The organism is Pseudomonas sp. LBUM1646, assembly GCF_059716165.1.
Window position 1 is genome coordinate 4,934,059 of sequence record NZ_CP166810.1, and the last position, 26,752, is coordinate 4,960,810.

The window sequence follows — 26,752 nt, forward strand, 5'->3', positions numbered from 1 at the left end:
CGCTCCGCGTGGGAATGCCGCCATGGACGCTCTGCGTCCGCTGTTAAGGTCGTGACGCGGAGCGTCACAGGATGCATTCCCACGAGGAGCGTGGGAACGATCAAAGACTACCCTCACTCAACAACCGGTACCCCACCCCCGCCTCGGTCACGATAAACCGCGGCTGAGTCGGATCATCCGCGAGTTTCTGCCGCAGATGCCCGACCACGATCCGCAGATAATGACTGTCCTCGGTATGGGTCGGCCCCCAAATGTCCTTGAGCAATTGCTGCTGGGTGATCACTCGCCCCGGATGCCGTGCCAGTTGCGCCAGCACCGCGTATTCCTTGCGGGTCAGCGCGACTTCGGCGCCGTCGAGCAGCACCCGGCGATACGCCAGGTCCACAGTCAGCGGGCCGAACGTGAGGGCTGCTTGCTGGGCTTCACCGGCCGGCGCCTGGCGCAACAAGGCGCGAACCCGAGCCAAAAACTCCTGAATGCCGAACGGCTTGGTCACGTAGTCGTTGGCCCCGCCGTCCAGCGCTTCGACCTTCTGTCCTTCACTGGCCCGCACCGACAGCACCAGCACCGGCACCGTCGACCATTCACGAAACTCGCGCAGCACTTGCTGGCCGTCCATGTCCGGCAGGCCGAGGTCGAGCACCAGCAGATCGGGTTTGTTCAGCGCCGCTTGCGCCAAGCCTTCGTTGCCGGTGCCGGCCTCCAGCACTTTGTAGCCTTGGGAGGCGAGGCTGATGCGCAGGAATTTGCGGATCTGCGGTTCGTCGTCGATGACCAAAATGGTCGTGGTCTGGCTCATGGGTTCACATCAACAAATAGAAGTGGCAAGAGAGTAGCGCAAGCGCGGTCAGGCTTCACTTTCGAAGCCCGGTTGCGCCTGCAACGGCAGGTGCAAGGTGATGCAGGTGCCGCGTCCTTCGATGCCATCGGCAACGCTGATCCTCCCGCCATGGGCGCCGACCATGCCCTGACAGATCGCCAGCCCCAGCCCGGTGCCCTGCCCGCCACGATCACCGCGGGCGGCGGTATAGAACATATCGAAAATCTTCGCCCGCTCATCCTCCGGAATCCCCGGCCCTTCATCGCTGACAGAAAAAAACAACTCGCTGTCGTCCGCTCCGGCGCGCACTTGCAAACGTCCGTGAGCCGGAGAAAATCGCGCGGCGTTTTCGATCACGTTGACCAGTGCCTGTTCGATCAACGCCGCATGGACGTACAGCAGCGGCAGCTCGGCCGGCACTTCGGTACTGACCTGCAACGGCGCCAGCACCGCGCGCAGGCGATTGAGCGAACTGCCGACGATGTCGGCCGGTGACACCCAGTCCCGGGCCAGTTTCAGGGCGCCGTGACCGAGGCGGGTCATGTCCAGCAGGTTTTGAATGTAGCGATCGAGGCGTTCCGCTTCATCGCGGGTGCCTTCGAGCAGCTCGCGGCGATCCTCCAGCGGAATCGCTTCGCCGAGGGCCAGCAGGCTGTCGATGCTGCCGCGCATGGACGTCAGCGGCGTGCGCAAATCATGGGACACAGAGGCCAGCAGCGCACTGCGCAACTGCTCGGTTTCACCGTGCAGCCGCGCCGCTTCCAGGTCTTCGGCCAGTTGTGCACGAGCCAGGGCCTGGGCCAACGGCTGGCTCAGCGCAGTCAACAAGCGTCGACGCTGGCCGCTCAACGTCTGGCCTTCTTTGGCGCACACGCCGAGCAATGCAAGTGGCCCGTCTTCGACCGACAACGGCCACCACCACCAACGCCCGAACGGCAAAGTACCGGTGCCCGCGCCGGCCGGCTGATCGTGTTGCCAGGCCCAGTCGGCGGCGGCGCGTTCGGCTTCGGAGAACTCCAGCGGGCCGCCGGTTTCGACTTTCCAGCCGCCCTGCCCATCCTGATTGAGCAGGCACAATTGCAGATCGCTCCAGCCGTTCAGGTGCTGCGCGGCGGCGCTGACCACGGCTTGGCGGTCGGTGGCGGCGGTGAGTTTGCGCGACAGGTCGAGCAGTTCGGTGGTTTCTTCCTGGGTGTCGCGCAACGCCTGCAATTGCCGGCGTTGCCGCGCGGCGAGGTTACCGGTGAGCGCCGCCATCAGCAGAAAAAACAGCAAGGTCAGGACGTCTTCTTCGCGCTGGATGGCGAACGAGAAATTCGGCGGAATGAACAGAAAGTCATAGGTCAAAAATGACAGCGCCGCGCAGGCCAGCGCCGGGCCGAGACTGCTGCGCACCGCCACCAGCAACACGGCGGCGAGGAACACCAGGGAGATATTCGGCAGCGGCAGAACACTCGCCACTGCCCAGGCCAAAGCACTGGCCAAAACCGTTGCCACCAAGGCCAGCGCGTAGTCGAACCAGACCAGTGAATGCGCCGAACGCTGACGTGGCTGATGCTCTTCGTGATCGCTGTCGAGCACGTTGATTTCCAACCCACGAGCATCGCGCAACAAACGTGACGCCAGACCGCCGCCGAACAAGCGCCGGTGCAAGCGCTTCCGGGACTGTCCCACTAACACCAGACTGGCGCGGCGTTCGGCAGCATGCTGGATCAAGGTTTTCGCCACTTCGCCAGCGCGCAGCAACACGACTTCGCCGCCGAGGCGTTCGGCCAGTTGCTGGGCACTTTGCAGGCGCAGGCGCGATTGCTCGTCGCGCACCCGGCCGTTGTCCACGTGCACCAGGCTCCACGGCAGATGCCGACGCTGGGCGACGCGGCTGGCGTGACGCACCAGACGCTCGGCCTGGGCATCGCCATCGACCCCGACCAACAAGCGACCGCGCACTGCCGGCGCGGCTTGGCCGAGTTTGCGATAACCCTGGGCCAGATCATCGTCGACCTGGGCCGCAGCGGTTTGCATGGCCATTTCACGCAGGGCGGTGAGGTTGGTCTGAGTGAAGAACGCATCGATGGCTGCCCGCGCCTGCTCCGGCACGTAGACCTTGCCATCGCGCAGACGCTCCAGCAATTCGCGCGGTGGCAAGTCGATCAGCAGCAGTTCGTAGGCCTCTTGCAGGACCCAATCCGGCAGGGTTTCGCGGACCTGGACACCGGTGATACCGCGCACTTTATCGTTGAGACTTTCCAGATGCTGGACGTTGACCGTGGTGTACACGTCGATGCCGGCGGCCAGCAGTTCCTGGATGTCTTGCCAGCGCTTGGTATGACGACTGTTGGGGGCGTTGCTGTGGGCCAGTTCATCAACCAGCACCAGTTTCGGCTTGGCGTGGAGCAGGCCGTCGAGGTCCATTTCTTCGAGCATCACGCCGCGGTATTCCGAGCGCACCAGCGGCTGTTGCGGCAGGCCGCCGAGCAGTGCTTCGGTTTCAGCGCGGCCATGGGTTTCCACGACGCCAGCGATGACTTTTACGCCTTGGCGCAGTTGGGTGTGGGCCGCTTGCAGCATGGCGTAGGTCTTGCCGACGCCGGGGGCGGCACCGAGGAAAACCTTGAGCCGGCCACGGCCGTCGCGGGGCAGGTCTGCTAACAGCGCGTCAGCGCGGCCGGAGTCACTCATGCTTGAAGCTCTCTTGATCGTTCCCACGCTCCGCGTGGGAATGCAGCCCGGGACGCTCTGCGTCCCAACAGCGGACGCAGAGCGTCCATTTGATGCATTCCCACGCAGAGCGTGGGAACGATCTCTTACTAAAGTTTTTCCAGCGCAATGTTCAATGCCAACACATTCACCACCGGTGGCCCCACCAGCGGCTGCTCGATGTTCGCGTTCAGCAATTGTTGAAGCGTAGACACCGGCAGATTGCGCGCCGCGGCAACACGCGCCAGTTGATAGGCAATCGCTGCCGGTGGCAAGTGTGGATCGAGGCCGCTGCCGGAGGTGGTCAGCATCGCCAAGGGCACCGGGCCCTGGCCAGGCACGATCAGTTTGTTGGCATCGTCAATCACTCGCGTGGCCAAGGCCGGGTTGCTTGGCGAGAGGTTGCTGGCGCTGCTCGATACGGTGGCAAACGCACCGGCCGATGGCCGTGGATGGAACCAGGCGTCACCGACGAAGTCCTGGGCAATCAGCGACGAGCCACGGACCTTGCCGTCGGCATCGCGCACCAGACTACCGTTGGCCTGGTCCGGGAACGCGACTTGCGCGACGCCGGTCACCACCAAGGGATAGGCGACGCCGGTGATCAGGGTCATCAGCACCAGCAGACTCAGGGCCGGACGTATCATTGTGGACATTTCAAAATCCTCGAATTCGGAGAGCAAATACAGCGTTCAGTCAGGTGAACCGTGTCGGGTTCTTCGCGAGCGGGCTCGCTCCCACAGGGCAATGCATTTCAAATTGTGGGAGCGAGCCTGCTCGCGAAAGGGTCAAACCAAATGCAACGCCGTCAACACCATGTCGATCGCCTTGATGCCCACGAACGGCACCAGAAGCCCGCCCAAGCCGTAGATCAGCAGGTTGCGGCGCAGCAACGCCGCCGCACTCGCCGCTTGTACACGAACACCGCGCAAGGCCAACGGAATCAGCACGACGATGATCAAGGCGTTGAACACAATCGCCGAGAGGATCGCGCTCTGTGGGCTGGTCAAATGCATGACGTTCAGCACGCCGAGTTGCGGGTAGATCGAGGCGAACAGTGCCGGCAGGATCGCGAAGTACTTGGCCACGTCGTTGGCGATGGAAAAGGTCGTCAACGCACCGCGCGTCACCAGCAATTCCTTGCCGATCTGCACCACGTCCAGCAGCTTGGTCGGATCGCTGTCGAGGTCGACCATGTTCGCCGCCTCGCGCGCCGCTTGTGTGCCGTCGTTCATTGCCATGCCGACGTCTGCCTGGGCCAGGGCCGGGGCATCGTTGGCGCCGTCGCCGCACATCGCGACCAGACGACCGTCGTTCTGCTCGTGGCGAATCCGCGCCAGTTTTTTCTCCGGGGTGGCTTCGGCCAGGACGTCATCGACGCCCGCTTCAGCAGCAATCGCCGCAGCGGTCAGCGGGTTGTCGCCGGTCACCATGACCGTGCGAATCCCCAGTTTGCGCAACTCGGCGAAACGCTCACGAATGCCAGGCTTGACCACATCCTTGAGGTGGATCGCACCGAGCAATTTACCGTCAGCACACACCAACAACGGGGTGCCGCCGCTCTGGGCAATCTTGTCGATTTCCCGGGACAGGGACGGTGCCAGGTCTGCACGTTTCAGGCCGACGAAAGCCAGCAGCGAATCCACCGCGCCTTTGCGGTACACGCGGCCCTGATAGTCGACACCGGACAGGCGTGTCTCGGCGCTGAATGGCACGGCGGTCAGCAGCTCAGGGCTTGGTTCTGGCTGCGGATGCAGGCCACGCAGGTACTCGACGATGGATTTGCCTTCAGCCGTGTCATCGGCCAGCGAAGCAAACAACGCGCCTTCAGACAGCTCTTTAGCGCTGACACCCGGTGCCGCATACACGGCGGTGCAGCGACGGTTACCGAAGGTAATGGTGCCGGTTTTGTCCAGCAGCAGGACGTGCACGTCCCCCGCCGCTTCCACGGCGCGACCGGATTTGGCGATCACGTTCAACCGCACCAGACGGTCCATCCCGGCGATACCGATGGCCGACAACAAACCGCCAATGGTGGTCGGAATCAGTGTGACCAACAGCGCCACCAGGAACACCAGCGGCAGGCTGCCGTTGGCGAAGTGAGCGAACGGTTGCAGGGTCACGACCACCAGCAGGAAGATCAGCGTCAGGCCGATCAGCAGGATATCGAGCGCCACTTCGTTCGGGGTTTTCTGGCGTTTGGCGCCTTCGACCAGGGCGATCATGCGGTCGAGAGTCGACTCGCCCGGGTTGGCCGTGATGCGCACCAACAGCCAGTCAGACACCAGTCGGGTGTTGCCGGTGACGGCCGAACGGTCGCCGCCGGACTCGCGAATCACTGGCGCGGACTCACCTGTGATCGCCGCTTCGTTGACTGCTGCGATGCCTTCAATCACCTCGCCGTCACCGGGGATCATTTCCCCAGCTTCGACGCGCACCACATCATCCCTGCGCAGGCTGGCGGCGGGCACCACTTGAAAGGTGCCATTGGAGGTTTTGCGGCGGGCGCTCAAGCCTTCGCTGCCGGCCTTGAGGCTGTCGGCGCGGGCCTTGCCGCGACCTTCAGCCAACGCTTCGGCGAAGTTGGCGAACAGCACCGTGAACCACAGCCACAGCGCAATTTGCGCCGCGACGAAGGTCGGCACGCTGCCGTCGGGAATGAAGCACAGCACGGTGGTCAGCACGGCGGTCAGTTCGACCACCAGCATCACCGGCGCACGCTGCAATTGCCGTGGGTCGAGCTTGACGAAGGCTTGCACCAGCGCCGGACGCCACAGGGCCGAGATCGCGGTTTTCGGTTGTTCCGGCGCCTTGGCGACGACGGGTTTAGTTACGGGCATATTCATCATCTGCTCCTCAGAAATACTTGGCTCAGAAGCCCATGCTCAGATGTTCAGCAATCGGGCCCAACGCGAGCGTTGGCAAGAAGGTCAAACCGCCCACGAGCAGAATGGTCACGGTCAACAGAGTCACGAACAGCGGGCCATGAGTCGGGAAGCTGTTCTGGCCAATCGGTGCGGTTTTCTTCATCGCCAGGCTGCCGGCCAAGGCCAGAACCGGGAGGATGTAACCGAAGCGACCGATCAACATGCCCAGCCCCAGCATCAGGTTGTGGAACGGGGTGTTGGCACCAAAACCGCCGAACGCCGAACCGTTGTTGGCACTGGCCGAGGTGTAGGCATAGAGCAACTGACTGAAACCGTGGGCACCCGGGTTACTTACCGCCGCGACCGGACCTGGCAGGCTGGCAGCAATCGCGCCCAGCACCAGCACGCCCACTGGCATTACCAGCAAGGTCACGACCAACAGTTGCACTTCCTTGGCTTGCAGCTTCTTGCCGAGGTATTCCGGAGTGCGGCCGATCATCAGGCCGGCGAGGAATACCGCGATCAACACGTTGAGCAACATGCCGTAGAGGCCGGCACCGACGCCGCCGAAGATCACTTCGCCGACCATCATGTTGACCAGCGCGACCATGCCGGTCAGCGGGTTGAGGCTGTCGTGCATGCCGTTGACCGAACCGTTGGACGCCGCAGTGGTGGTCACCGACCAGAGCACTGTCGCAGTCGTACCGAAACGCGCTTCCTTACCTTCCAGCGGCGCGGTCTGTTCGACGGCAGCATTGGTCAGCGCTGGGTTCGGTTGGTACTCGGCCCACAGCGACGTGGCGCCGCCGATCAGGAACAGGGCAAACATACAGGCCACAATCGCCCGGCTCTGACGCAGGTCCTTCACGTAGTGGCCGAAGGTGAACACCAGGGCCACCGGGATCAGGATGATCGAGCCCATCTCGAACAGGTTGCTCCAGGCCGTCGGGTTCTCGAACGGATGCGCCGAGTTGACACCGAAGAAGCCACCACCATTGGTGCCCAATTGCTTGATCGCAATCTGGCTGGCGGCCGGACCGAGCGGGATCACTTGATCGACGCCTTGCATCGTCACCGCATTCACGTACTGCGCGAAAGTTTGCGGCACGCCCTGCCAGACCAGGTACAGCGCCAGCAGCAGGCACAGTGGCAACAGGCCGTAGAGGGTGGCGCGAGTCATGTCGACCCAGAAGTTGCCCAGGGTCTTGGTGGACTTGCGACCGATACCACGGCACAAGGCAACCAGGACCGCGAGGCCGGTGGCGGCGCTGACGAAGTTCTGCACGGTGAGGCCGGCCATCTGACTCAGGTAGCTCAGGGACGCTTCACCGCTGTAGGCCTGCCAGTTGGTGTTGGTCATGAAACTGATGGCGGTGTTGAACGCCAGCGTCCACTCCTGGCCCGGCAGGTTTTGCGGGTTGAGCGGCAAGTGATCCTGGAACAACAGGATCGCGAACAACAGCAAGAAGCCCGCAAGGTTGAAGGCGAGCAAGGCCAGGGTATATTTCTGCCAGCTCTGTTCATCCTGCGGGTTGACGCCGGCCACCCGATAACAGCCACGCTCGACCGGGCCAAGGATCGGTGACAGCCAGGTGCGCTGGCCTTCCATGACCTTGTAGTAGAAACGCCCTAGAAACGGTGCCGGGATCAGCACCACGGCGAAGAAGGCCAGGATCAGCCAATAGTCATAACTGTGCATAGCCGCTCCTAGTTCCGATCCGCGCGCAACAGCGCAACCAACAGATAAATGAACAGCCCCACTGCCAGTAGCAGTGACACCCCGTCCAGAACGCTCATGGAAGTTCTCCGTGTTACGGCGTATTGCCGCTTGTGGAGTCATTGTCCGCAGGGAGGCTGTAAAGGAACGAGAGCGAGGGGTATGGCGGGGCATAAAGAAAGCGTAAAGAGTGGGTTTATGCCTTCGTTACAGCCGGGTCTTGCGGCGTCTGGGCGGGCGTCTTCGCGAGCAGGCTCGCTCCCACAAGGGATTTGTATTGTTTGTGCGAATGCATTTTAAATGTGGGAGCGAGCCTGCTCACGAAGGCGGCATAACAGGCGAAGCTGCTCCCAACTGGCGCACAAAAAACGCACATCCAGCAGCGATCATCCCCGATACGACAGCTTTCAGCCCTTTACGACGCGCCAATACAAAATGGCACGCCCGCTGCACGCGCCCTCCCCCGAGCTTTTCAAACCGTTCGGGGAGCAACGCATGAACACACAACTCAAACCCACGCTGGGCACGCTGCACCTATGGGGCATTGCGGTCGGGCTGGTGATTTCCGGTGAGTATTTCGGCTGGAGTTATGGCTGGGGCGTAGCAGGCACATTGGGCTTTCTGGTGACGTCCTTTATGGTCGCGACCATGTACACCTGCTTTATTTTCAGTTTCACCGAGCTGACCACGGCGATTCCCCATGCCGGCGGTCCCTTTGCCTACAGCCGCCGCGCCTTTGGCGAGAAAGGTGGACTGATCGCCGGGCTGGCGACGCTGATCGAATTCGTCTTCGCCCCGCCCGCCATCGCGTTGGCGATTGGCGCGTACCTGAATGTGCAGTTTCCGGCGCTTGATCCAAAGCACGCGGCCGTCGGCGCCTACATCGTGTTTATGGGCCTGAACATCCTCGGGGTGAAACTCGCTGCAACCTTCGAGTTGATCGTCTGCGTATTGGCCGTGGCCGAACTGCTCGTGTTCATGGGAGTCGTCGCGCCAGCGTTCAGCTTCAGCAACTTCGCCCTCAATGGCTGGGCCGGCTCCGATGTGTTCAGCATGCCGGCGATTGCCGGGATGTTTGCGGCGATCCCGTTTGCGATCTGGTTTTTCCTGGCCATCGAAGGCGCGGCCATGGCGGCCGAAGAAGCCAAGGACCCGAAGCGGACGATTCCGAAAGCCTATATCAGCGGCATTCTGACCCTAGTGCTGCTGGCCATGGGCGTGATGTTCTTTGCCGGTGGCGTGGGCGACTGGCGCACTCTGTCGAACATCAACGACCCATTGCCACAGGCGATGAAAGCCGTGGTTGGCGAAAGCTCCGGCTGGTTGCACATGCTGGTGTGGATCGGGCTGTTCGGTCTGGTGGCGAGTTTCCACGGCATTATTCTTGGCTACTCGCGGCAGTTCTTCGCCCTGGCCCGGGCCGGATACCTGCCTAAATCCCTGGCCAAGCTATCGCGCTTCCAGACGCCACACCGAGCAATCATTGCCGGTGGCTTGATCGGTATCGCGGCGATCTACAGCGATGGTTTGATCAACCTCGGTGGCATGACGCTGACAGCAGCGATGATCACCATGGCGGTGTTCGGCGCAATCGTGATGTACATCATGAGCATGCTCAGCCTGTTCAAACTGCGTAAAACCGAGCCGAACCTGGAACGGACTTTCCGCGCCCCGTGCTATCCGCTGGTGCCGATGATCGCGCTGGTGCTGGCGGTGGTATGCCTGGTGGCGATGGCTTGGTTCAATGCCTTGATCGGGGTGATCTTCCTTGGCTTCATGGCGGTGGGTTTCGTGTACTTCATGCTCACCGCGCAATTGCGTGCCGATGCACCGGCGGATGCGATGTTGACCGGGTTGTAACGACATAAGACCCGTAGAGGTGTTTCGGGCAACCGTGACACCGAGCAGGTGAACGAGGCGTAACAGGCATAGAATGGAACCACTGCGAAAACTAATCGCTCAAAGTGGTAGGCACGATCGGTTGGCGAAACCCGCGAACCGGCCTGCCCTCAAGGAGAGCCCTATGCCCTGGTATGCCTGGTTGATTCTGGTCGTTGCAATCGGCTCGATCGTTGGCGGTTTGATGATGTTGCGCGACACCGCCACCAAGGTCGATCTGACCGAAGAGCAACGTAAACGCGTCGCCGAACGCAATGCGGAAATGGATGCCAAGGAAGCGCAGGACCGCTAACCGAAAAACCCCATCATTCAACTCGAATGATGGGGTTTTGCGTTTCTACTTCTCCCAATCGGCCTTGGCGATGTGCAAGCCATGCTGGCCTTTGTACGCGGCACGCTCAGGCTGGCTCCAGCCCTCAAGTAACGAATCCTCCAATCGATAAATCTCCACCCCCAGCGGGCGACACACGCTCAGCGGATCCTGCGCATCCGGCCCCCACATGGCCAGCGACAAATCACCGCCCGGGCAGGTCGACAGCGCACACAACAAATCGATTTCGGCAAAGAACTCCAGGTAATCGCCCTTCTGCGCCGGGCAAGCCTTCATGAAGTACATGTCGTCATGGTTCAGGCCGGTGCACTGGAAGATGTTCAGCACATCATGCACGTCGAACTCGGTCAGGCCATGAGGCAGCACGGCGCGGGTCAGGTTCGAATGGCAGTGGTGATGAAAGTCCTCGCCAGTGAGCATTTTGTTCACATACGGATCGCAACGCGTGCCGAGCAGATCATGCAAACGACCGCCGTGCTCGTCGATGCCGTAACCCGCCAGGCTGTCATCGGTGATGGTCACCAGCGGGCGTAAAAACGGCAGGTTCGACCACAGACGGTCGTGGGTGCTGACATGGGCGCCCTGCAACTGCCGGGTGCGCGCGGCCCACAGGCGTTCCCGTGGGTCATGGGCATTCCAGACGTTGAAATCCCCGACCTGCGGGCCGACAGGGGTGGTGACTCGAAATACGTGCCCGGCCGGCACATGCCAGGCGCGGCCGGTACGGATCGGCACTTCGAACTGCTCGATCAACGTGCGCCCGTCCTTGCTGTCACGGACCCGTTCATAGAACGCCTTGTCCACCTGCAACGCCGAGCCTTTGCTGACTTGATAGGCCGCCGGATAGTCTTTGTACATGGCACGAGTCCTCGATCAGTGATGGGAAACAGGGGTCATTATCTGCAACAGCAGTTGCTCGGAATCGTCGAGATACAGGCTCATCGCATCCAATGCCATGGCCTTGTTCCCTTCGGCCAGCAGGTCGTGGATCAGCCGGTCGCGGGCCAGCCATGGCGCCTGGAAGCGCGCTTCATCAGGCGCGCTGCAAAACACCAGGCGCAGCTGCGCGACGACGTTGGTGAAGAACTCATCGAACAATGGGCTGCGCAGCAACCCGACGATATGTTGATGAAACGCCAGGCTGTGGGTGCCGACCGCGCGCCAGTCTTCACGATCCCGGGCCAGTTCCGTGGCCTCGAGGGCTTCGAGCATTCGGTCGGACTGGTATTCGCGCAGCGGCTGGCTGCTGCTGATGGCTTGCAATTCGAGCGTGCGGCGTACCTTGAACAAGTCGCGCACGTCATCGGCGCCGACCCTGCGCACCATCACGCCTTTGTTGCGCACATAGCGGGTCAGGCCTTCCTGCCCCAGCCGATGCAGCGCTTCGCGAATGGTGTTGCGCGAGGCGTTGTAGGCCGACACCAGATCGTTTTCCACCAGCGCCATGCCCGGCAACAAACGGCCGCCGATGATGTCGGCGCGCAACTCCAGGGTGATGTGATCGGCCAGGGACAATCCGCTACTCATATGTGTCGCCTCGTGATTGTTCAACAATCGTTAGCGAATGAGTAATCACTATTCATGCCAATCTCAAGGAACATCCCAACCGATGTTGGACGCATCTGCATGCTTTTTAGAAGTAGAAGTACAGTCACCATTCAACATTCATTGGTTAATATGGCGCATTGTCGCGGAGATTCGAGATGCGTTACTCGCAGGACCATAAAGCCCAGACCCACCAACGCATCATCAAGGAAGCGTCAGCACGTTTCCGCCGCGACGGAATCGGTGCTACCGGCTTGCAACCACTGATGAAAGCCCTGGGCCTGACCCACGGCGGCTTCTATTCTCACTTCAAGTCCAAGGATGAACTGGTGGAAAAGGCTCTGGTGGCCGCAGGCGAAGAAGTTGAAGGGTTGTGCGCCGAGCTGTTCGCTTCCGAGCATCCGCTGGACGCCTTCATCGATACCTACTTGTCCGAATGGCACCAGACGTCACCCCATCAAGGATGCCCACTGCCGACCATGTCGTCGGAACTGGGGCTGCGCGGGCAAGCGAGCCCCACCAGCGATGCGGTGCTAAACGCGCGTCTGGAACAGGTGCAAGGCACCCTGGAAGGCGAAAACGCTGCCGAGCGCAGCATCGTCATCATGTCGACGCTGGTCGGGGCGCTGCTGTTATCACGCAGTGTCGAGAACCCTGAGCTGGCCCAACGGATTCTCGACGTAACTCGCGATCATCTCAAACAGGACAACAACTAGTCCTGCCAGCGCTTGAACAGCACACTGGCATTGACCCCACCAAAGCCGAAGCCGTTGGACAAGGCGTATTCGATCGGCATCGACCGCGCCTGGCCGTGGACGATATCCACCCCTTGCGCCGCCGGGTCCGGTTTTTCGAAATTGAGGGTTGCGGGCACGATCTGATCGCGGATTGCCAACAGCGTGAAGATCGCCTCGATCCCGCCAGCGGCGCCGAGCAGATGCCCGGTGGCGGACTTGGTCGAGGTCACGGCAATCTTGTTATCCGTGCCAAACAACGACTTGATCGCCGCCAACTCCCCCAGGTCCCCAACCGGTGTCGAGGTCGCATGAGCGTTGAGGTGCTGGACCTGCGCCGGCGAAATCCCCGCCTGCGCCAACGCCAGCGACATCGCCCGACGTGCACCGCTACCATCTTCAGGCCCGGCCGTCAGGTGATAGGCGTCGGCGCTGGTGCCGTAGCCGACCAGCTCCGCAATAGGCTGAGCCCCACGGGCCAGCGCATGCTCCAGGGATTCGATCACCAGCAGACCCGAACCTTCACCCATTACGAATCCGTCGCGATCACTGTCGAATGGCCGCGAGGCGCGCTCCGGCGTTTCATTGAAACCGCTGGACAAGGCACGAGCAGCCGCAAACCCGGCCAGGCTGACGCGATCGATCGCCGCCTCCGCCCCGCCGCACACGGCAATATCGGCCTCGCCACAACGAATCAGTCGCGCCGCATCGCCGATGGCCTGAACGCCCGCCGCACACGCGGTAACTGGTGCACCCAACGGGCCTTTGAAGCCATGCTGGATCGACACATGGCCGGCCGCGAGATTGACCAGAAACGACGGAATGGTAAACGGCGACAAGCGTCGCGGCCCGCGAGTGTCAGTGGTGCGCACCGCATCGGCTATCGCACCAAAACCGCCTACACCTGAGCCGATGATGGTCGCTGTGCGTTCCTGGGCATTGGCGTCCTGCGCTTGCCAACCGGCCTGCTCCAGCGCCTGGCGTGCCGCCTCCATGGCAAACATGATGAAGCGGTCCATCTTCTTCTGTTCTTTGGGCGGGGTGGCCCGGTCCGGGTCGAAACCGGCTTCAGCGTCTTCAGCCAGGCTCGGCACGGCGCCACCGACCTTCGCCGGCAAATCGGCGACCACTTCGTCCGGCAACACGCGCAACCCGGAGCGCCCGGCCAGCAGGCGAGCCCAGACTGCCTCGACGCCACTGCCCAGCGGCGACACCAGGCCCATACCCGTTACAACGACTCGACGATCACTCATACCGCTTTCACCTCAAACCGATTCATGGCGCCTCACTTATAGCGTGCGGCGGCTTTGTCTCGAGACAAGTTCGGCGCCATCACATGACGGGCCGCAACAAAGGCTTCCCACTCGGACGCTTCCGGCAACGAAGGAATGGTGATCAGTTCACCCTGGTCCAGACCGGACAACGCCGCGTCGACCATGTCCCCTGTTTCCATGACCATTTCCGCCGGAATGCCACTGGTGTCGATGCCGGAACGCTCCCAGATCTCGGTGCGTGTCACCCCCGGCAACACCGCTTGCACCTGAACTCCGGTGCCATCCAATTCAGCATTCAGCGATTGGGTCAGACTCAGAACATACGCCTTGCTGGCGCTGTAAGTCGCGTTGAAACGTTCAGGGAACAGTGCCACCACGGACGCGATGTTAATGATCGTGCCGCGACCGGCCTTGGCAAAACTGGCTGCTGCCGCCGAAGCCAGCCGCGTGACGGTGGTGACGTTGAGCTGAATTAAACGCTCCAACTGATCCATATCGGCGTTGGCCAACAAACCATCGGCTGCGACGCCCGCATTGTTGAGCAACAAACTGATACTCGAATCGCTGCGCAGACGCTGCTCAAGCTTCAGCACTTCTTCTTTTTGCGTCAGGTCGGCCTTGAGCACCTCGACCCGAACACCATGCTCGGCGCGCAACTTGCTCGCCGCCGCCTCCAGTCGCTGCTCGTCGCGAGCAACCAACAACAAATCAAAACCACGGGCTGCCAACCGCTCCGCGTAAATCGCCCCGATACCGGAAGAAGCACCGGTGACGAGGGCCGTACCTTGGGACTGGGTGGAAGTCATGACTGTGCTCCTGGAATGCTTGAGGGAAGATGAGCGCCACAGCGCTTCGGCCTTTTATTATAGGCATAATCCAAACGCAATATGATAGACGTAATTTTTTACGGCCCGACCAAAGGCCGATCATCAACGCTGACGCCAGAATGCAAAAAGGCCGGTCAATGACCGGCCCCCTTGGCGTTGATCTACAAGCTTAGTTCACTTCGAGCTTTTCACGATTCCTGTCCAGAATCGCTTTGCCAATACCCTTCACTTCCAACAACTCGTCCACCGATGCAAACGGCCCATTCGTCTCACGATACGCAACAATCGCCTTGGCCTTGGCCTCACCGACACCCGCCAGTTCGCGCTGCAACGTCGTGGCATCGGCGCCGTTCAGATCGATTTTTTCGCCCTGTGCCTTGGCGGCGACATCCAGCACCAACGGTGCATTAACCGCTTCGGGCTTGGTTGCAGGTGCAGCAATGGCAGCGATAGAGGCGCTGGTGAGCAGGGCAAAAACCAGGGAGGAGAAATAACCTGTACGCATAAATGAAGCTCCATGACATCGATTGGGAAAGCAGCTTTTCCGAAGCTGCTCTCCAAACTTAGGCGATGGCGTGGAGCTGTCAAAAGTGTGTACGTTACAGAATGTGAAACAATCAGGGTTCGAGGCGGCGCTGCTGGTAGATCCAGTCGACGATCTCGCCGTCGGGGGTGTAGCCGCTGACGGTTTCGCGCAGGAGTTGGCGGACGCGGGAGTAGTCGTGTTTTTCAACCGCACTCACCAGCTCGGTCAGCTTCGCTTTCAGGTCATCCCACGGCAGATGATCTTCGTTGGCAGTCATGATCATCGGATGCTGGGTGACCGCTACGTTGTCACCGATCAGCAACTCTTCGTAAAGTTTTTCACCCGGCCGCAAACCAGTGAACTCGATAGAGATATCACCGTGCAGGTTTTTGTCCGAACGCACGCTCAGGCCTGACAAATGAATCATCTTCTCGGCCAGCTCGACGATTCGGACCGGCTCACCCATGTCCAGAACAAATACGTCTCCACCCTGCCCCATGGAGCCGGCCTGGATGACCAATTGGGCCGCTTCTGGAATGGTCATGAAGTAACGGGTGATTTTGGGATGCGTGACGGTCAATGGACCGCCTGACTTGATCTGCTTATAGAACAGCGGAATAACCGAACCTGACGAGCCCAGGACATTCCCGAATCGCACCATCGTGAAACGCGTTTTGTTGACTCGTGAAACATTTGAGCTGTCTCCAAAGAGCACTGGTGCAAGTTCACGACTAAGTGCCTGCAACGTCAGCTCCGCAAGGCGCTTGGTACTTCCCATCACATTGGTAGGTCGCACGGCCTTGTCCGTCGAAATAAGAACAAAGTTCGCTACCCCTGCGGTCAATGCTGCTTGCGCGGTGTTTAGAGTGCCGATGACATTATTCAAGACGCCTTCGGCGATATTGTGCTCGACCATTGGGACGTGCTTGTAGGCTGCCGCGTGATAAACCGTATCGACACGCCAGGTTTTCATAACGTCTAACAGCTTGTCCTGATTACGCACGGAACCCAGGATTGGCAATAGTCGCACCGAAAGGGACTCACGGGCGATACGCTGCTCGAGCTCCGAAAGGATCGAATACAGGTTGAATTCGCTGTGCTCAAACAGCAAAAGCGTCGTGGGATTCAAGGCCAGTATCTGTCGGCAGAGCTCAGATCCGATGGAACCACCCGCTCCCGTCACCAAGACCGATTGCCCCTTGATACAGTGTTCAAGGAGGTCGCCCTGGGCCGGGACCGCATCACGCCCCAGCAGGTCGGCGATGTCCACTTCCTGAATATCGTCGACCTTTACACGCCCGCTCGCCAGGTCCATGAAACCCGGGACACTGCGAACATGCAGCGGGAACTGCTCCAGAAAACCGAGGATCTCTCGGCGTCGACCGCGATTGGAGGAAGGGATGGCGAGGAGAATCTCCTGTACCCCCGTTGAATCAATCATCTGCTGTATATGCTTGGGCTTATAGACCTGCAGACCCGAGATGACTCTGTCGGCAATTCCGCTGTCATCGTCGATAAATGCCACCGGCCGCATGACCCGGCCCATGCGCAACGCAGCAACCAATTGATTGCCTGCCGCACCGGCACCATAGATCGCCACTCTTGGCAGACCATCGTCACGATTGGTGAACGGTACATGTTGGGCAGCTGCAAACCAGTCACCCAGAAAGTACTGGCGCATCGCCAGACGCAGCCCACCGATCATGATCAAGCTCAACCACCAGTAGTTGAAGATGATCGAGCGTGGAATCACATTCGCATGGTTGCTGTACCAATATACAATCACGCCGAGAATCAGCGCGGACAGACTGACCGCCTTGACGATGGCTATCAGTGCATCATTCCCGAAATAACGCATGACCGCGCGGTACATGCCAAAGCGGATGAACAAGGGGATGGCAACGAGCGGCGCGAAGACGAACAGCCAACGGTGGGTGGTAAACGGATTAACGATCTCATCCAGACCCAGTCGAACAACAAAAGAAAGCCAAAGTGAGAACCACACCAGCACGGTATCGGTCGCAACCTGTAAAAGGCGCTTATAGCGCCGAGGCAAAGCCAGCAGCCGGGTCCGTATCTGCTCCATAAATCCGTTCACCACTTCGTTCTGTTCCCCTGATTTCACGCTACAACTTTCCTGAGTTCTGAAGATGTGAATTTATGCCGTCAAACGACTCTCTCGAATTCTCCAGCCTTGAACTTCACGGCCAGTAGAATCAACGGAACATAAGCGACCGCCAATCCAGTGGCACCGTCCAATCCCAACAAGGTTACGCTGAGTGAGAGCGGAAGTAACCAAAGCAGGTTGATCAAGGTAACGGCGAGGGTGACCGGCAGGTGCTTGCCGTAAAGACGGGAGGCGTACTGATAAGCATGACTACGATGAGCCTCATACACTTTATCCCCCCGAACCAGTCGGCGTATCAATGTGAAAGTGGCATCAACGACAAATACCCCCAGCATGATCAGCCAGGCAAATAAGAACTCACTACCGATCCACGCCGCCTGAATGGAAAGCACGCCCAGAATGATCCCGAGAAAACCGCTGCCAGCGTCGCCCATGAAAATTCGCGCAGGAGGAAAATTCCAGTACAGGAATCCTATGACAGACATCGCCAATAAAAGCGGTGCCCATATCATCGACTCATGGCCCGTCAACCAATAGCTGAACGTCAGGCCGACGCAGGCACAGATGGCCTCCAGGCTGGCAATGCCGTCGATACCGTCCATGAAGTTGTAAAGATTAAGCATCCAGACCAGGTAGAACGCCGCTAGTGCGTGACCGAACCAACTCAAGTCGACACTCAAGCCAAAGAAATTCAGGGCAGGCAATCCTTCAAGCCAGAACAATGCCCACAATGCCGCCACAAAGTGCCCGAGCAGGCGCCAACGCGCAGCAATATGGCCATGATCGTCCATAAAACCAATCACCGCCACGAGAATGCCGGAGCCGAACAACGCCGTGATTTGCGCATAAGCTTGAAGTTGCAGACAGGCGAGCAGTACAAGTGAAAGCAGGAACGCAACGACAATCGCGACACCACCGCCACGAGGTGTAGGGATCGAATGAGAGCTGCGGGCATTGGGAATATCAATGATGCTTCTATTCAACGCATATCGACGTAGCACCGCCGTCAGAACCAAAGACGCCAATGCAGCTATCGGGAATACATACCAGTACGTCATCAATTTCGCTCGCTCAAAAAATATTCTGCGGTTTCGCGCAATCCTTGATCAACCGTTACAACCGGGCTCCAGCCCAACAAGGAGCAAGCCTTGGTGATATCGACCTGAAGTGAGCCGCAAAGTCGCTGAGACAATGCCGCTTTACCCACCAATCTGGCACTGGCCGTCAACACCCACTCGGGAACAGGCATTAAGCGCGCTGGAGCGTTCAACGCACGGGCGAGTTTCTGCAATAACTGCGTGGTAGAAACATCCTCGCCATCACTGACCAGGAATGTTTGATCAGCTGCTGCCGGATGCTGGGTACAGGTCAGCATAAAATCCACCAGATTATCCAAAGCGACCAGGCTGCGATGATTTCGGATCGCACCAAAAGGTAATGGAACCCCCTTGCTCAGCCACTTCATCATGCTTTCAAAGTTGGCTTTGACCCCGGGGCCATAAACGAGCACCGGTCTAATGATCACAACTTCCAGCCCAGTCTCGGACGCCAATAGACGCAAACCTTGCTCCGCCTCCATCTTGGAAACGCCGTAGGGATCTGTAGGAGTCGGCACATCTGTCTCACGATAAGGATGGCCGGGCATGGTCCCCTCACCGTTAACCTTGACCGAGCTGACGAAGATGAACCTCTTGACTCCGGCTTGCGCGGCACTGCGGGCGAGTTGCAACGTGTGTTCGACATTCACGCGACGGAACGCGGCGAGCGGATCGGCCTCCGTATCATTCATGACGTGCACCCGTGACGCCAAGTGAATAACCACGTCGACATCCTTCAGCGCATCGTGTTTGTCGGTGATCGTCGAAAAGTCGCTTAACTGGTGATAAACCGCGCACTCGCAAGGATGAGCGGGCACCCTGCGAACCAGCGCTCCTATCTTGTAATCCTCCAGTCCGGCCAACGTCCCAAGCAGGTGGCGTCCCACGAACCCGCTACTGCCAGTAATCAATAAGCTAGTCATTTTCTGTGTCTCAGAATAGCAAGCACGAAGCAAAGCGCCGAGAAGACCAGTTTGTCTCGGGTACGCCTACGACATTTGTAACCGGCCATCGACAGCCGCAACAGATCCAGGCGTCGTAACTTGATCCAGCTCCGTACGAAAGAACTGTCTGCAATACCGGTCAATCTGGAAATCAACGCTGCCTGGCTCAACCACCAACCATCAAACACCCGCGAAAGCCTTATTCGAAATGCCTTCAGACCGCTGTTCACCCCAACCTGATTGTTGTCGTGCTGGCGATATCGCATGTATGGCTGTTCATCTATTACCCACGTATAGCCGTGATTACGGCTGAAGGCATAGCAATACCAATCGTGAAGGGTAACGTTCTGGATCTCGGAGAAGCAATTGACGATATGACCCTGCAACTCTCGAAATAGTTGCCTTGAGAATACGTAAGTGCACCCGGGACCTGCGGCTTCGAATAAATGGTCGTACTGGACCTGAGGCTGGGATTTTACAATCAGGTTTTCCCGACCATCAGGCCAGAAAGCGGTGACATTCCCCGAATAACCATCTGCATGGGCCGAAGTCATAACACCGATGGCTTTGATCAGCTTATCAGGCAGCCAGATATCGTCCTGGTCGGCAAAGGAAAAATAGTCAAATCCCTCCAGCGGGGCTTCTTTGACCAGCCGGAAAAAATTCCGGGCCGCTCCGCCAAACTTCTCACCATGGGCAAGGTATTTGACTCGAGGGTCAGCCTCAGCCAACTTCGAGACCCATTCCTCAGTACCGTCACTGGAATTGTCGACACTAATCAAAAGCGTCACCGAGACCCCCTGCTGGCGGAGGATTGACTCCACCTGCTCGCATATCCATTGCATACCGTTATAAGCGGCGAGAAGCACAAGGTAATTAGGTTTCATAATAAATTCACTTCAAAACATTGAATAAATCAGGACAGCACGGAAGTATATACATCAACTAATTTCAATGATGAAATATAGAAAACCACCGCTATCCCAAAAAGCAGAAACCCGTAGATCAGTCTGCTTCGATAATTTAAAAACCTCATCAGCATGACAAAGCACGCCATATCAAAAAAACCAAAGATTTCAGCCGTTCTCAGCGAGAACGAATCATTCCATGAGAGCAGCATCTGAAACGCCAGTCCTGCCACTGACATACACAAAGTAAAATGCTCAATCCCGGACAGACGCTTGTAATAGAACGTCAGGATAGAAGAAATGAGCGCTAACCTAACCAGAAAATAAAAGGAAAATAGCGACAAAACGCCCGTATGGTACTCACCATTAAGATAGGGTGCCAATCGACTGAACCCCATCAATTGGGCAGAGAACCCGGCAATCAAACTGCTCAATGCAAAAGAGGCTATCAATAGCGCTACCAGTTGCACACGAGTGAAATGTCGAAACCCCAACGTAATAAGAATAATGAAAGGCAAAAACATGACCACTGACAGGTGAAAGCTTAGCCCCAAACAATAGAACAACAACCCTTTTGCAACTTGGCTCCTGTAGAAAAATATGACGCCACAAGATGCTAGCGCGACGGCCACACCTACTCGGACCTGAACCATGTCATGAACGATGTAAAATCTGGCAAAAATCAGGAAAAAGATAAAATACGCGAAATAACCCTGAAAGATTTCTTTTGAAAAAATCGCTTTCGCTTGAAGTGACAGAAAGGCAACCAGGGTAAAAAAAACAAAATCCGGCAGCCCTATCCAGTGAATAAAGCTGAACGTAAGCAGAAACCCCGGATCTTTAAACTCCTGCAAAATAGTATCAGTAGACAGACCGACGCTATAAAGCCAGTCAATGTAATTAAAATAATCCGGTGCTACTTCGGCCCCTCGTAGCCCCGCAAACATAACCAGAAAAAACAGTACAAAAGAAAATAAAACACCTGAAATAATCTTTGTACTATTCTCTTCGCGCACAAAAGGAAAAAGCCCACACAGGGCTGTTGAAAAAAATACGGCCAAGTACAACATTAAAAACGACCCTTGAACATTCTTTTGGTGACACCGTCGTAGAATGCAAGGCACAGCAACTTTGTAGAGTACAACTTACGCGTCGAGCATAGCGAATAACACACAATGTAATACGGTAATTTCCGGGCGAACTGGAACCGACTGCGTAATGCGATATTTCCCCAGAGGGCAAGATAGGTCGCATTCCTCACAATAAAATAGTTACGGAAATCACTATGAAGACTGATCTTCCTGCCAAACAAATACACAAACTCGTCACCGATACTATGACGCATGGTTACAAGGGGGGTGAGATAAGAAACATACCCTGCCATCAAGGCTCTCTCACACCATTCTATATCCACCCAGTCGATAAACAGGTCTTCCTGCATCCCACCGATATCGTTCAACACTTCGAGACGAATCAGCGAACCCGAAGCAATAATATAGTTACTGGACACCGGGAGTGTGGACTTCAAATCAATTGGGTTTTTCTTCGTCCCGAACAATGATGACGATAGTGCAGGTGCCGCATCGCCGGTTTTTTCATCGACAAAAACAGGTCCAATCGTCGCAACTTTTTTCCCTGCATCAAGCAGCTTACGCTCTTCAGCTAGCAATACTTCGACTGTCTGTGGCATCAACTCACTGTCTTGATCCATTAACAAGACGTGAGAACAACCTGATTGCTTTGCTAGCTTTATTCCAACATTATGGGCATGGGCAATCCCATAGTTTTCCCGCAAGGGATGATAAACCCATCCTTCGTTATCAAACTTTCGCTGATAGCTGCCCACGTCAGCACCTGGTGTATTATCGACTATGTAGACGAAATCCACCTGCCCACTGATGCTCTGAAGCAACCGATCCAAAGTCACCAAGTCCGGTTTGAATAGAACGACCACAGCGGCAACAGAGATTTTCATAGCGGCACTCTTAGAATATAAAGAACTCATTTACTCAGCCGCGCAAACGAATCAACCATCTTTTTAGCTATTTCTGACCAACCATACGCTCGCACGTCATTTTCCGCGTGATCTCGCATGCTTGTCAGATTAGTCTCGTCCATTTGAAGATAGCGCAAGATCTGATGCGCAATTTTTTGTTTTGTAACGCCACTAAAATAAAGGGAGTTTTCATCAGTGGCCGGGCCATAATTTGATATCACGATGCAACCAGAGGCCAGCGACTCAAGACATGGGTAATGAAAGGCGCCATCCTGAAGAAGACCTGTGGCGATGAATAAATCGACCTCCCTATAAAACGAGGCGAGGTTCTCATCACCGTGAGGACTGTACATCCTGACGAACTCATAGCTTGCCAGATCGATCGTTTTAGGAAGTTCAAATGCTACATTCAGAATCAGGTTCCTGCCCGTCGCCTCCCTTACCGATTTGACGGCCTCGATAATTTCGTATGTTCCCTTCCATGCCAATTCGCGACCTATACAGCCTAGAACAACTTCCGACTCATCCAATGTTTTCGGGGAAAACTTATAAACTTCAAGATCTATACCTGGTTCAACCACGTACTGCGAGTTCAACAGCTTGTAGTTCTTATATATGGCCCCGTTCACGATACGTTTGAGTGGCAAAAAATAAGAGGCTGATGCCATCAGATAGCTCAGGAAACCAATAACCGATTTTCTGTTGTAGAACTCAGGCTCGTACGCTTGCACGTAATAAAATCCTTTACCGCTCCCCAACGCCGCAAGCGAAACCGGGAACGCCGTCAAATTGTAATTTGCTAAGAATACGTCGTAGTCTTTCCGATGCCTTAGAATAAAAATAAATAATCCAATCAGGTTGAAAACACCTCTGACAATCGGAAGAAAATTAAAATGGTTTTTAAAGGTCCGCACCTTCGCCAAGGTTGGATAATAGGGCTCATTTATATCATGAGGCCCCAACAACTCGACCTGATGCCCCTGTTCGATCAGCGTGCTGGAAAGCTTCGACAGAACTCGCATTCCACCTGCGCTTGAAAAAGCAAGAACCGGTACCAAAATTTTCATTTTTTTCTCTTTTTCAGTCGGCCAGCTTCATCGGCGTTTTCACGACTCATTGCAAATTTAATGCTGCCCGCCATCACAACCCAGTATAGAAAATAATTAAATGCATAACCTTCGACGACGCCCTCAAAACCATGCCAGCGGGTAAAGAGCAGGACCAATGCGTACAATGATATGGCAAACAGAATTTCCGTCACGATATACAGCTTGTACATCGCCTTGCCCAACATCACGTATGCGAGTATCCAACTACCTATTTTCAGTACATCACCGACAAGTTGAAAAGCAAAAAGATCTCTCATCGGCAAGAATTGATTACTAAATAAAACCTGGATAACAAAGTCGCGTAACAAATAAACAACCAAGCAACATGCAACTGCGGCAGGCAGTATGAATTTGTAGCCCTCCACGACCTCTTTACGCACTGCCGGATAGCCCACTAACTCAGAAAGCCGGGGTAAGTAATAAACACCCAGCGTCGTCGTCACCAGCAACAGGTAGGCGCTGCTTAGCCTCCACATGGCTTCCCAATAACCAGCGTATTCAATACCATATTCGTTGATCAGATGGTTTCGAATCAATATTTGAGCAACGGGCAAGCAGGCAGCGGTAGTTAAAGCCATAGCCGCATACTTGCTTAGATCAAGAGCAATACCCTTGTCGATCCTTCCAAAGAAATACTCGACCTGGAACCAATCTGCTCGCCGGCATAAAAAAACGGTGGTGATAAAGGCCAACGCCTGATAAATCCCCAGGGACACCAAGGCGCCGTAAAGCCCTAGAAACCAAGAAAGCAACCCGGTGACAATCAAGGACAAAAAGCTGCCTGCAATATTGGCAATCACCAATGTCTTGACATCTTTCTTGCCGTTGATAATGGCGAGTAATAACGCATTGAACGTGAAAAATATCAGTGACAGCGCCACCCATAAAAACACGCTTCCAAAATCATCTCTTTTGAAAAAATACAACGATAAATTTTCGCTAAAAACAGCAACAACAATACCGACAGTGAGAGATCCCACTGCCGCCAGAGTCGATGATGTTTTCCATACGGCGTGTTGTCTGTCGGGTTCTTCAACATACTCAGCGGTGTACTTGGTAACCCCTGTATTGACCGCACCACTGGATAATGTAGTGATCATAGTCAAGGCATTCTGAAGCTGCCCCAGTGCAGCGTAACCAGATGGGCCGACATACAGAGCCAGAACTTTGTTAATCCCCAACAGCGTCAACATCTTAATGACAACAGCTATTCCATTAAATAAACTGGTTTTTATAAGGTTCATTTAATTTCTTTAGCGATAAAACTATTGCACGCTCGCACGACAGCTTCAGCTTCAACCAATGATAATGTTGGCCCCATCGGCAGACTCAGAATCTGGCTGTGGATTTTTTCCGAAACTGGAAACGAGTGGTTTGCCAATTCAGCGTAGGCTTGTTGATGATGTGGGGGGATCGGATAGTGGATCAACGTCTGGATGCCACTGTCCTTCAAATGCTGCTGTAAAGCCTCCCGCTGTTCGCACATAACGGTATAAACATGCCACACGTGGCTGCCGTTCTCAGACACCGCAAAGCTGTCCGTCACAGGCAATGTGATCGCTGGATTATTGATTGTCCGCGTGTAGAGTTCAGCTATATTGCGTCGGTGAGCGGTTTGCTCATCCAGATACTTGAGCTTAACGGACAGGCATGCAGCCTGAATCTCATCCAGTCGACTATTCACGCCACGGTAGAGGTTTTTGTATTTCTCATGGGAGCCGTAGTTGCGCAGCGCCCGCAAGGTGGTTGCCAGCAATTCATCGTTGGTTGTAATCGCACCAGCATCACCCAGCGCACCAAGGTTTTTGCCCGGATAAAAACTGAAGCCCGAAGCGTGCCCCCAGCTTCCTGCTTTTTTACCCTCGATGTTGGCGCCATGGGACTGGGCGGAATCTTCAAGGACCAACAAGCCACGACGCTCAGCGATGTCCATGATCGCTGGCATGTCAGCAATTCGACCATAAAGATGAACGGGAAGAATCGCTTTGGTTTTTTCCGTGATAGCCGCCTCTGCCTGCACAGGGCAGATATTAAACGTGGCGGGATTAGGCTCGACCAGCACTGGGACAAGGCCATTTTCCGATATTGCCAGAATGCTGGCGATATACGTATTGGAAGGCACAAGTATCTCATCACCTTCGTTTAAATAACCAAGTTCCTTCCAGGCGCGAATGACAAGAACCAATGCATCCAAACCGTTAGCCACACCAATGCAGTGCTGAGTACCACAGTATTCTGCATAGCTGGCTTCAAACTCTTGGAGTTCGGTTCCCCCGATATACCAACCGGAATCGATAACACGCGTGCAAGCGGCGACCAACTCTTCGCGGCAGGTCTGATTAACGGCTTTCAAGTCAAGGAAACTGATCATTTTGCGAGATACCTGATTACTTTTGCTGGATTACCTACTACAACTGCACGATCTGGAACATCCGAAACGACCACCGCACCAGCGCCGACCATAGCGTCTTCACCGATGGTCACGCCAGGTAACAGTGTCGCGTTCGCACCGATACTTGCACCTTGCTTGATGGTAATACCCGAGAAAGACTCTGGATAAACTTTAGAGCGTGGCATTGAATCGTTGGTAAATGTTGCATTGGGACCGATAAATACGTTATCGGCTACAACAGTGCCTTCCCAAAGATAAACACCAGACTTAACCGTGACGTTACTGCCAACGGTGACACCATTTTCGATGAGCGTGTGTGCGCAGATATTACAATTCTCACCAATAACGGCACCGTCAAAAACTACCGCAAATTGCCACACTCGAGTATCTTTTCCGATGCATTTACTTCTCACATCGGCGAGCGGATGAATTTTAGGCATTCTTCGTCAACTCCAGAAAAGCGTCATAGTTTCTGATGTAATCCTGCTCATCATAAAAATCACTGGCCAGGACAAGTAGTACGCAGTCAGCACTGAACTCATGCATTTCGTGCCAGATCATCTTGTGGATCAAAATCGCTTTATTGGCAGCATCCAGCCAGACCTCCTCCTGATGGACGCCATCATCCATCTTCATCAAACAGCGACCGGAGACACAAACAGCGACTTGAACAAGCTCTTTATGCGCATGAAACCCGCGCGGAACACCTTCCAGGGTGTCCGTCAGGTAGTAAACGCGCTTGATATCGAACGGTATATTTTTACTGTTTTCAAGGGCAATAAGATGCCCCCTCTCGTCGCCAAGTGTCTTGATGTCGAGAAAGTTGATCAGGCTCATTACTGTGCCACCAACCAACTAGCGGCCGTTGATACTTGGTTGAATTTCGAAAACCATGCTATCAAGTGACGATCATCACCGCCAATCAGGCATGCCATATCGGC

At 56.2% G+C, this 26,752-nt stretch carries 25 protein-coding genes; 3 read left to right on the plus strand and 22 right to left on the minus strand.

Going from position 1 to position 26,752, the window contains the following annotated elements:
* Positions 1-100: 100 nt before the first annotated feature.
* From ACA071_RS22405 to kdpF, 6 genes are all read right to left on the minus strand, one after another.
* Positions 101-799, minus strand: coding sequence for a response regulator (locus ACA071_RS22405; RefSeq protein ID WP_497641151.1), 699 nt, complete (start codon positions 797-799; stop codon positions 101-103).
* A gap of 48 nt (positions 800-847) precedes the next feature.
* Positions 848-3,499 (minus strand): DUF4118 domain-containing protein, encoded by a 2,652-nt coding sequence (locus tag ACA071_RS22410; protein ID WP_497641152.1) that lies wholly within the window; start codon positions 3,497-3,499, stop codon positions 848-850.
* A 128-nt stretch (positions 3,500-3,627) separates the two neighbouring features.
* Positions 3,628-4,173 carry a potassium-transporting ATPase subunit KdpC gene (gene kdpC / locus ACA071_RS22415; protein ID WP_497641154.1) on the minus strand — a complete coding sequence of 182 codons (546 nt, stop codon included), beginning with the start codon at positions 4,171-4,173 and terminating at the stop codon, positions 3,628-3,630.
* Positions 4,174-4,305: 132 nt separating this feature from the next.
* Positions 4,306-6,363: a potassium-transporting ATPase subunit KdpB gene (gene kdpB / locus ACA071_RS22420; RefSeq protein ID WP_497641156.1), complete on the minus strand. Its 2,058-nt coding sequence runs from the start codon at positions 6,361-6,363 to the stop codon at positions 4,306-4,308.
* A 25-nt stretch (positions 6,364-6,388) separates the two neighbouring features.
* Complete coding sequence (kdpA, locus tag ACA071_RS22425) at positions 6,389-8,083, minus strand: potassium-transporting ATPase subunit KdpA (protein ID WP_497641157.1); 1,695 nt, start codon at positions 8,081-8,083, stop codon at positions 6,389-6,391.
* 8 nt (positions 8,084-8,091) lie between these two features.
* Positions 8,092-8,181 (minus strand): K(+)-transporting ATPase subunit F, encoded by a 90-nt coding sequence (gene kdpF, locus ACA071_RS22430; RefSeq protein WP_007899818.1) that lies wholly within the window; start codon positions 8,179-8,181, stop codon positions 8,092-8,094.
* A 415-nt stretch (positions 8,182-8,596) separates the two neighbouring features.
* On the opposite strand from kdpF, the gene eat reads away from it, so the two are divergent.
* Together eat and ACA071_RS22440 are read left to right on the plus strand one after the other, a co-directional pair.
* The gene (gene eat, locus ACA071_RS22435) at positions 8,597-9,961 is read left to right on the plus strand and encodes an ethanolamine permease (RefSeq protein WP_497641158.1); all 1,365 of its coding nucleotides are present in this window, start codon (positions 8,597-8,599) and stop codon (positions 9,959-9,961) included.
* Positions 9,962-10,124: 163 nt separating this feature from the next.
* Positions 10,125-10,292: a DUF2897 family protein gene (locus ACA071_RS22440; RefSeq protein WP_081744012.1), complete on the plus strand. Its 168-nt coding sequence runs from the start codon at positions 10,125-10,127 to the stop codon at positions 10,290-10,292.
* Between the two features lie 45 nt (positions 10,293-10,337).
* Here the strand turns inward: ACA071_RS22440 and ACA071_RS22445 are convergent, their stop codons facing one another.
* Both ACA071_RS22445 and ACA071_RS22450 read right to left on the minus strand, forming a co-directional pair.
* Positions 10,338-11,189, minus strand: a complete 852-nt coding sequence (locus ACA071_RS22445; protein WP_497641160.1) for an urea carboxylase-associated family protein — start codon at positions 11,187-11,189, stop codon at positions 10,338-10,340.
* Between the two features lie 15 nt (positions 11,190-11,204).
* Entirely contained in the window at positions 11,205-11,858 is a 654-nt protein-coding gene (locus ACA071_RS22450) for a GntR family transcriptional regulator (protein WP_497641162.1), read from the minus strand.
* A gap of 176 nt (positions 11,859-12,034) precedes the next feature.
* Between ACA071_RS22450 and ACA071_RS22455 the strand changes: the two genes are divergently transcribed.
* On the plus strand, positions 12,035-12,592 hold the full coding sequence (locus ACA071_RS22455; protein ID WP_497641163.1) for a TetR/AcrR family transcriptional regulator: 558 nt from the start codon (positions 12,035-12,037) through the stop codon (positions 12,590-12,592).
* On the opposite strand, the gene fabF is transcribed toward ACA071_RS22455, so the two are convergent.
* From fabF to ACA071_RS22525, 14 genes are all read right to left on the minus strand, one after another.
* Positions 12,589-13,863 (minus strand): beta-ketoacyl-ACP synthase II, encoded by a 1,275-nt coding sequence (gene fabF, locus ACA071_RS22460; RefSeq protein ID WP_497641164.1) that lies wholly within the window; start codon positions 13,861-13,863, stop codon positions 12,589-12,591. The two genes, ACA071_RS22455 and fabF, sit on opposite strands and share 4 nt — an antisense overlap.
* Positions 13,864-13,895: 32 nt before the next feature.
* Complete coding sequence (locus ACA071_RS22465; protein ID WP_497641166.1) at positions 13,896-14,690, minus strand: SDR family NAD(P)-dependent oxidoreductase; 795 nt, start codon at positions 14,688-14,690, stop codon at positions 13,896-13,898.
* Between the two features lie 190 nt (positions 14,691-14,880).
* Complete coding sequence (locus ACA071_RS22470) at positions 14,881-15,216, minus strand: ComEA family DNA-binding protein (protein WP_497641168.1); 336 nt, start codon at positions 15,214-15,216, stop codon at positions 14,881-14,883.
* A 112-nt stretch (positions 15,217-15,328) separates the two neighbouring features.
* A complete protein-coding gene (locus tag ACA071_RS22475) occupies positions 15,329-17,323 on the minus strand; it encodes a polysaccharide biosynthesis protein (protein ID WP_497645370.1) in 1,995 nt (664 codons plus the stop codon).
* A gap of 80 nt (positions 17,324-17,403) precedes the next feature.
* Positions 17,404-18,423, minus strand: coding sequence for an MraY family glycosyltransferase (locus tag ACA071_RS22480; protein ID WP_497641170.1), 1,020 nt, complete (start codon positions 18,421-18,423; stop codon positions 17,404-17,406).
* Positions 18,423-19,385 (minus strand): UDP-glucose 4-epimerase family protein, encoded by a 963-nt coding sequence (locus ACA071_RS22485; protein WP_497641171.1) that lies wholly within the window; start codon positions 19,383-19,385, stop codon positions 18,423-18,425. The genes ACA071_RS22480 and ACA071_RS22485 overlap by 1 nt, the downstream gene beginning before the upstream one ends.
* Positions 19,382-20,293 carry a glycosyltransferase gene (locus tag ACA071_RS22490; protein WP_497641173.1) on the minus strand — a complete coding sequence of 304 codons (912 nt, stop codon included), beginning with the start codon at positions 20,291-20,293 and terminating at the stop codon, positions 19,382-19,384. The genes ACA071_RS22485 and ACA071_RS22490 overlap by 4 nt, the downstream gene beginning before the upstream one ends.
* A 29-nt stretch (positions 20,294-20,322) precedes the next feature.
* Positions 20,323-21,384 carry an EpsG family protein gene (locus ACA071_RS22495; protein ID WP_497641175.1) on the minus strand — a complete coding sequence of 354 codons (1,062 nt, stop codon included), beginning with the start codon at positions 21,382-21,384 and terminating at the stop codon, positions 20,323-20,325.
* Entirely contained in the window at positions 21,384-22,289 is a 906-nt protein-coding gene (locus ACA071_RS22500) for a glycosyltransferase family 2 protein (RefSeq protein ID WP_497641176.1), read from the minus strand. Before ACA071_RS22500 ends, ACA071_RS22495 begins: the two co-directional genes overlap by 1 nt.
* Positions 22,290-22,315: 26 nt before the next feature.
* Positions 22,316-23,377 carry a glycosyltransferase family 4 protein gene (locus tag ACA071_RS22505; RefSeq protein ID WP_497641177.1) on the minus strand — a complete coding sequence of 354 codons (1,062 nt, stop codon included), beginning with the start codon at positions 23,375-23,377 and terminating at the stop codon, positions 22,316-22,318.
* Complete coding sequence (locus tag ACA071_RS22510) at positions 23,374-24,663, minus strand: O-antigen translocase (RefSeq protein ID WP_497641179.1); 1,290 nt, start codon at positions 24,661-24,663, stop codon at positions 23,374-23,376. The genes ACA071_RS22505 and ACA071_RS22510 overlap by 4 nt, the downstream gene beginning before the upstream one ends.
* Positions 24,660-25,790, minus strand: coding sequence for a DegT/DnrJ/EryC1/StrS family aminotransferase (locus ACA071_RS22515; protein ID WP_497641180.1), 1,131 nt, complete (start codon positions 25,788-25,790; stop codon positions 24,660-24,662). Before ACA071_RS22515 ends, ACA071_RS22510 begins: the two co-directional genes overlap by 4 nt.
* Positions 25,787-26,251, minus strand: coding sequence for an acyltransferase (locus ACA071_RS22520; protein WP_497641181.1), 465 nt, complete (start codon positions 26,249-26,251; stop codon positions 25,787-25,789). Before ACA071_RS22520 ends, ACA071_RS22515 begins: the two co-directional genes overlap by 4 nt.
* On the minus strand, positions 26,244-26,648 hold the full coding sequence (locus ACA071_RS22525) for a sugar 3,4-ketoisomerase (protein WP_497641183.1): 405 nt from the start codon (positions 26,646-26,648) through the stop codon (positions 26,244-26,246). The genes ACA071_RS22520 and ACA071_RS22525 overlap by 8 nt, the downstream gene beginning before the upstream one ends.
* Between the last annotated feature and the right edge of the window lie 104 nt (positions 26,649-26,752).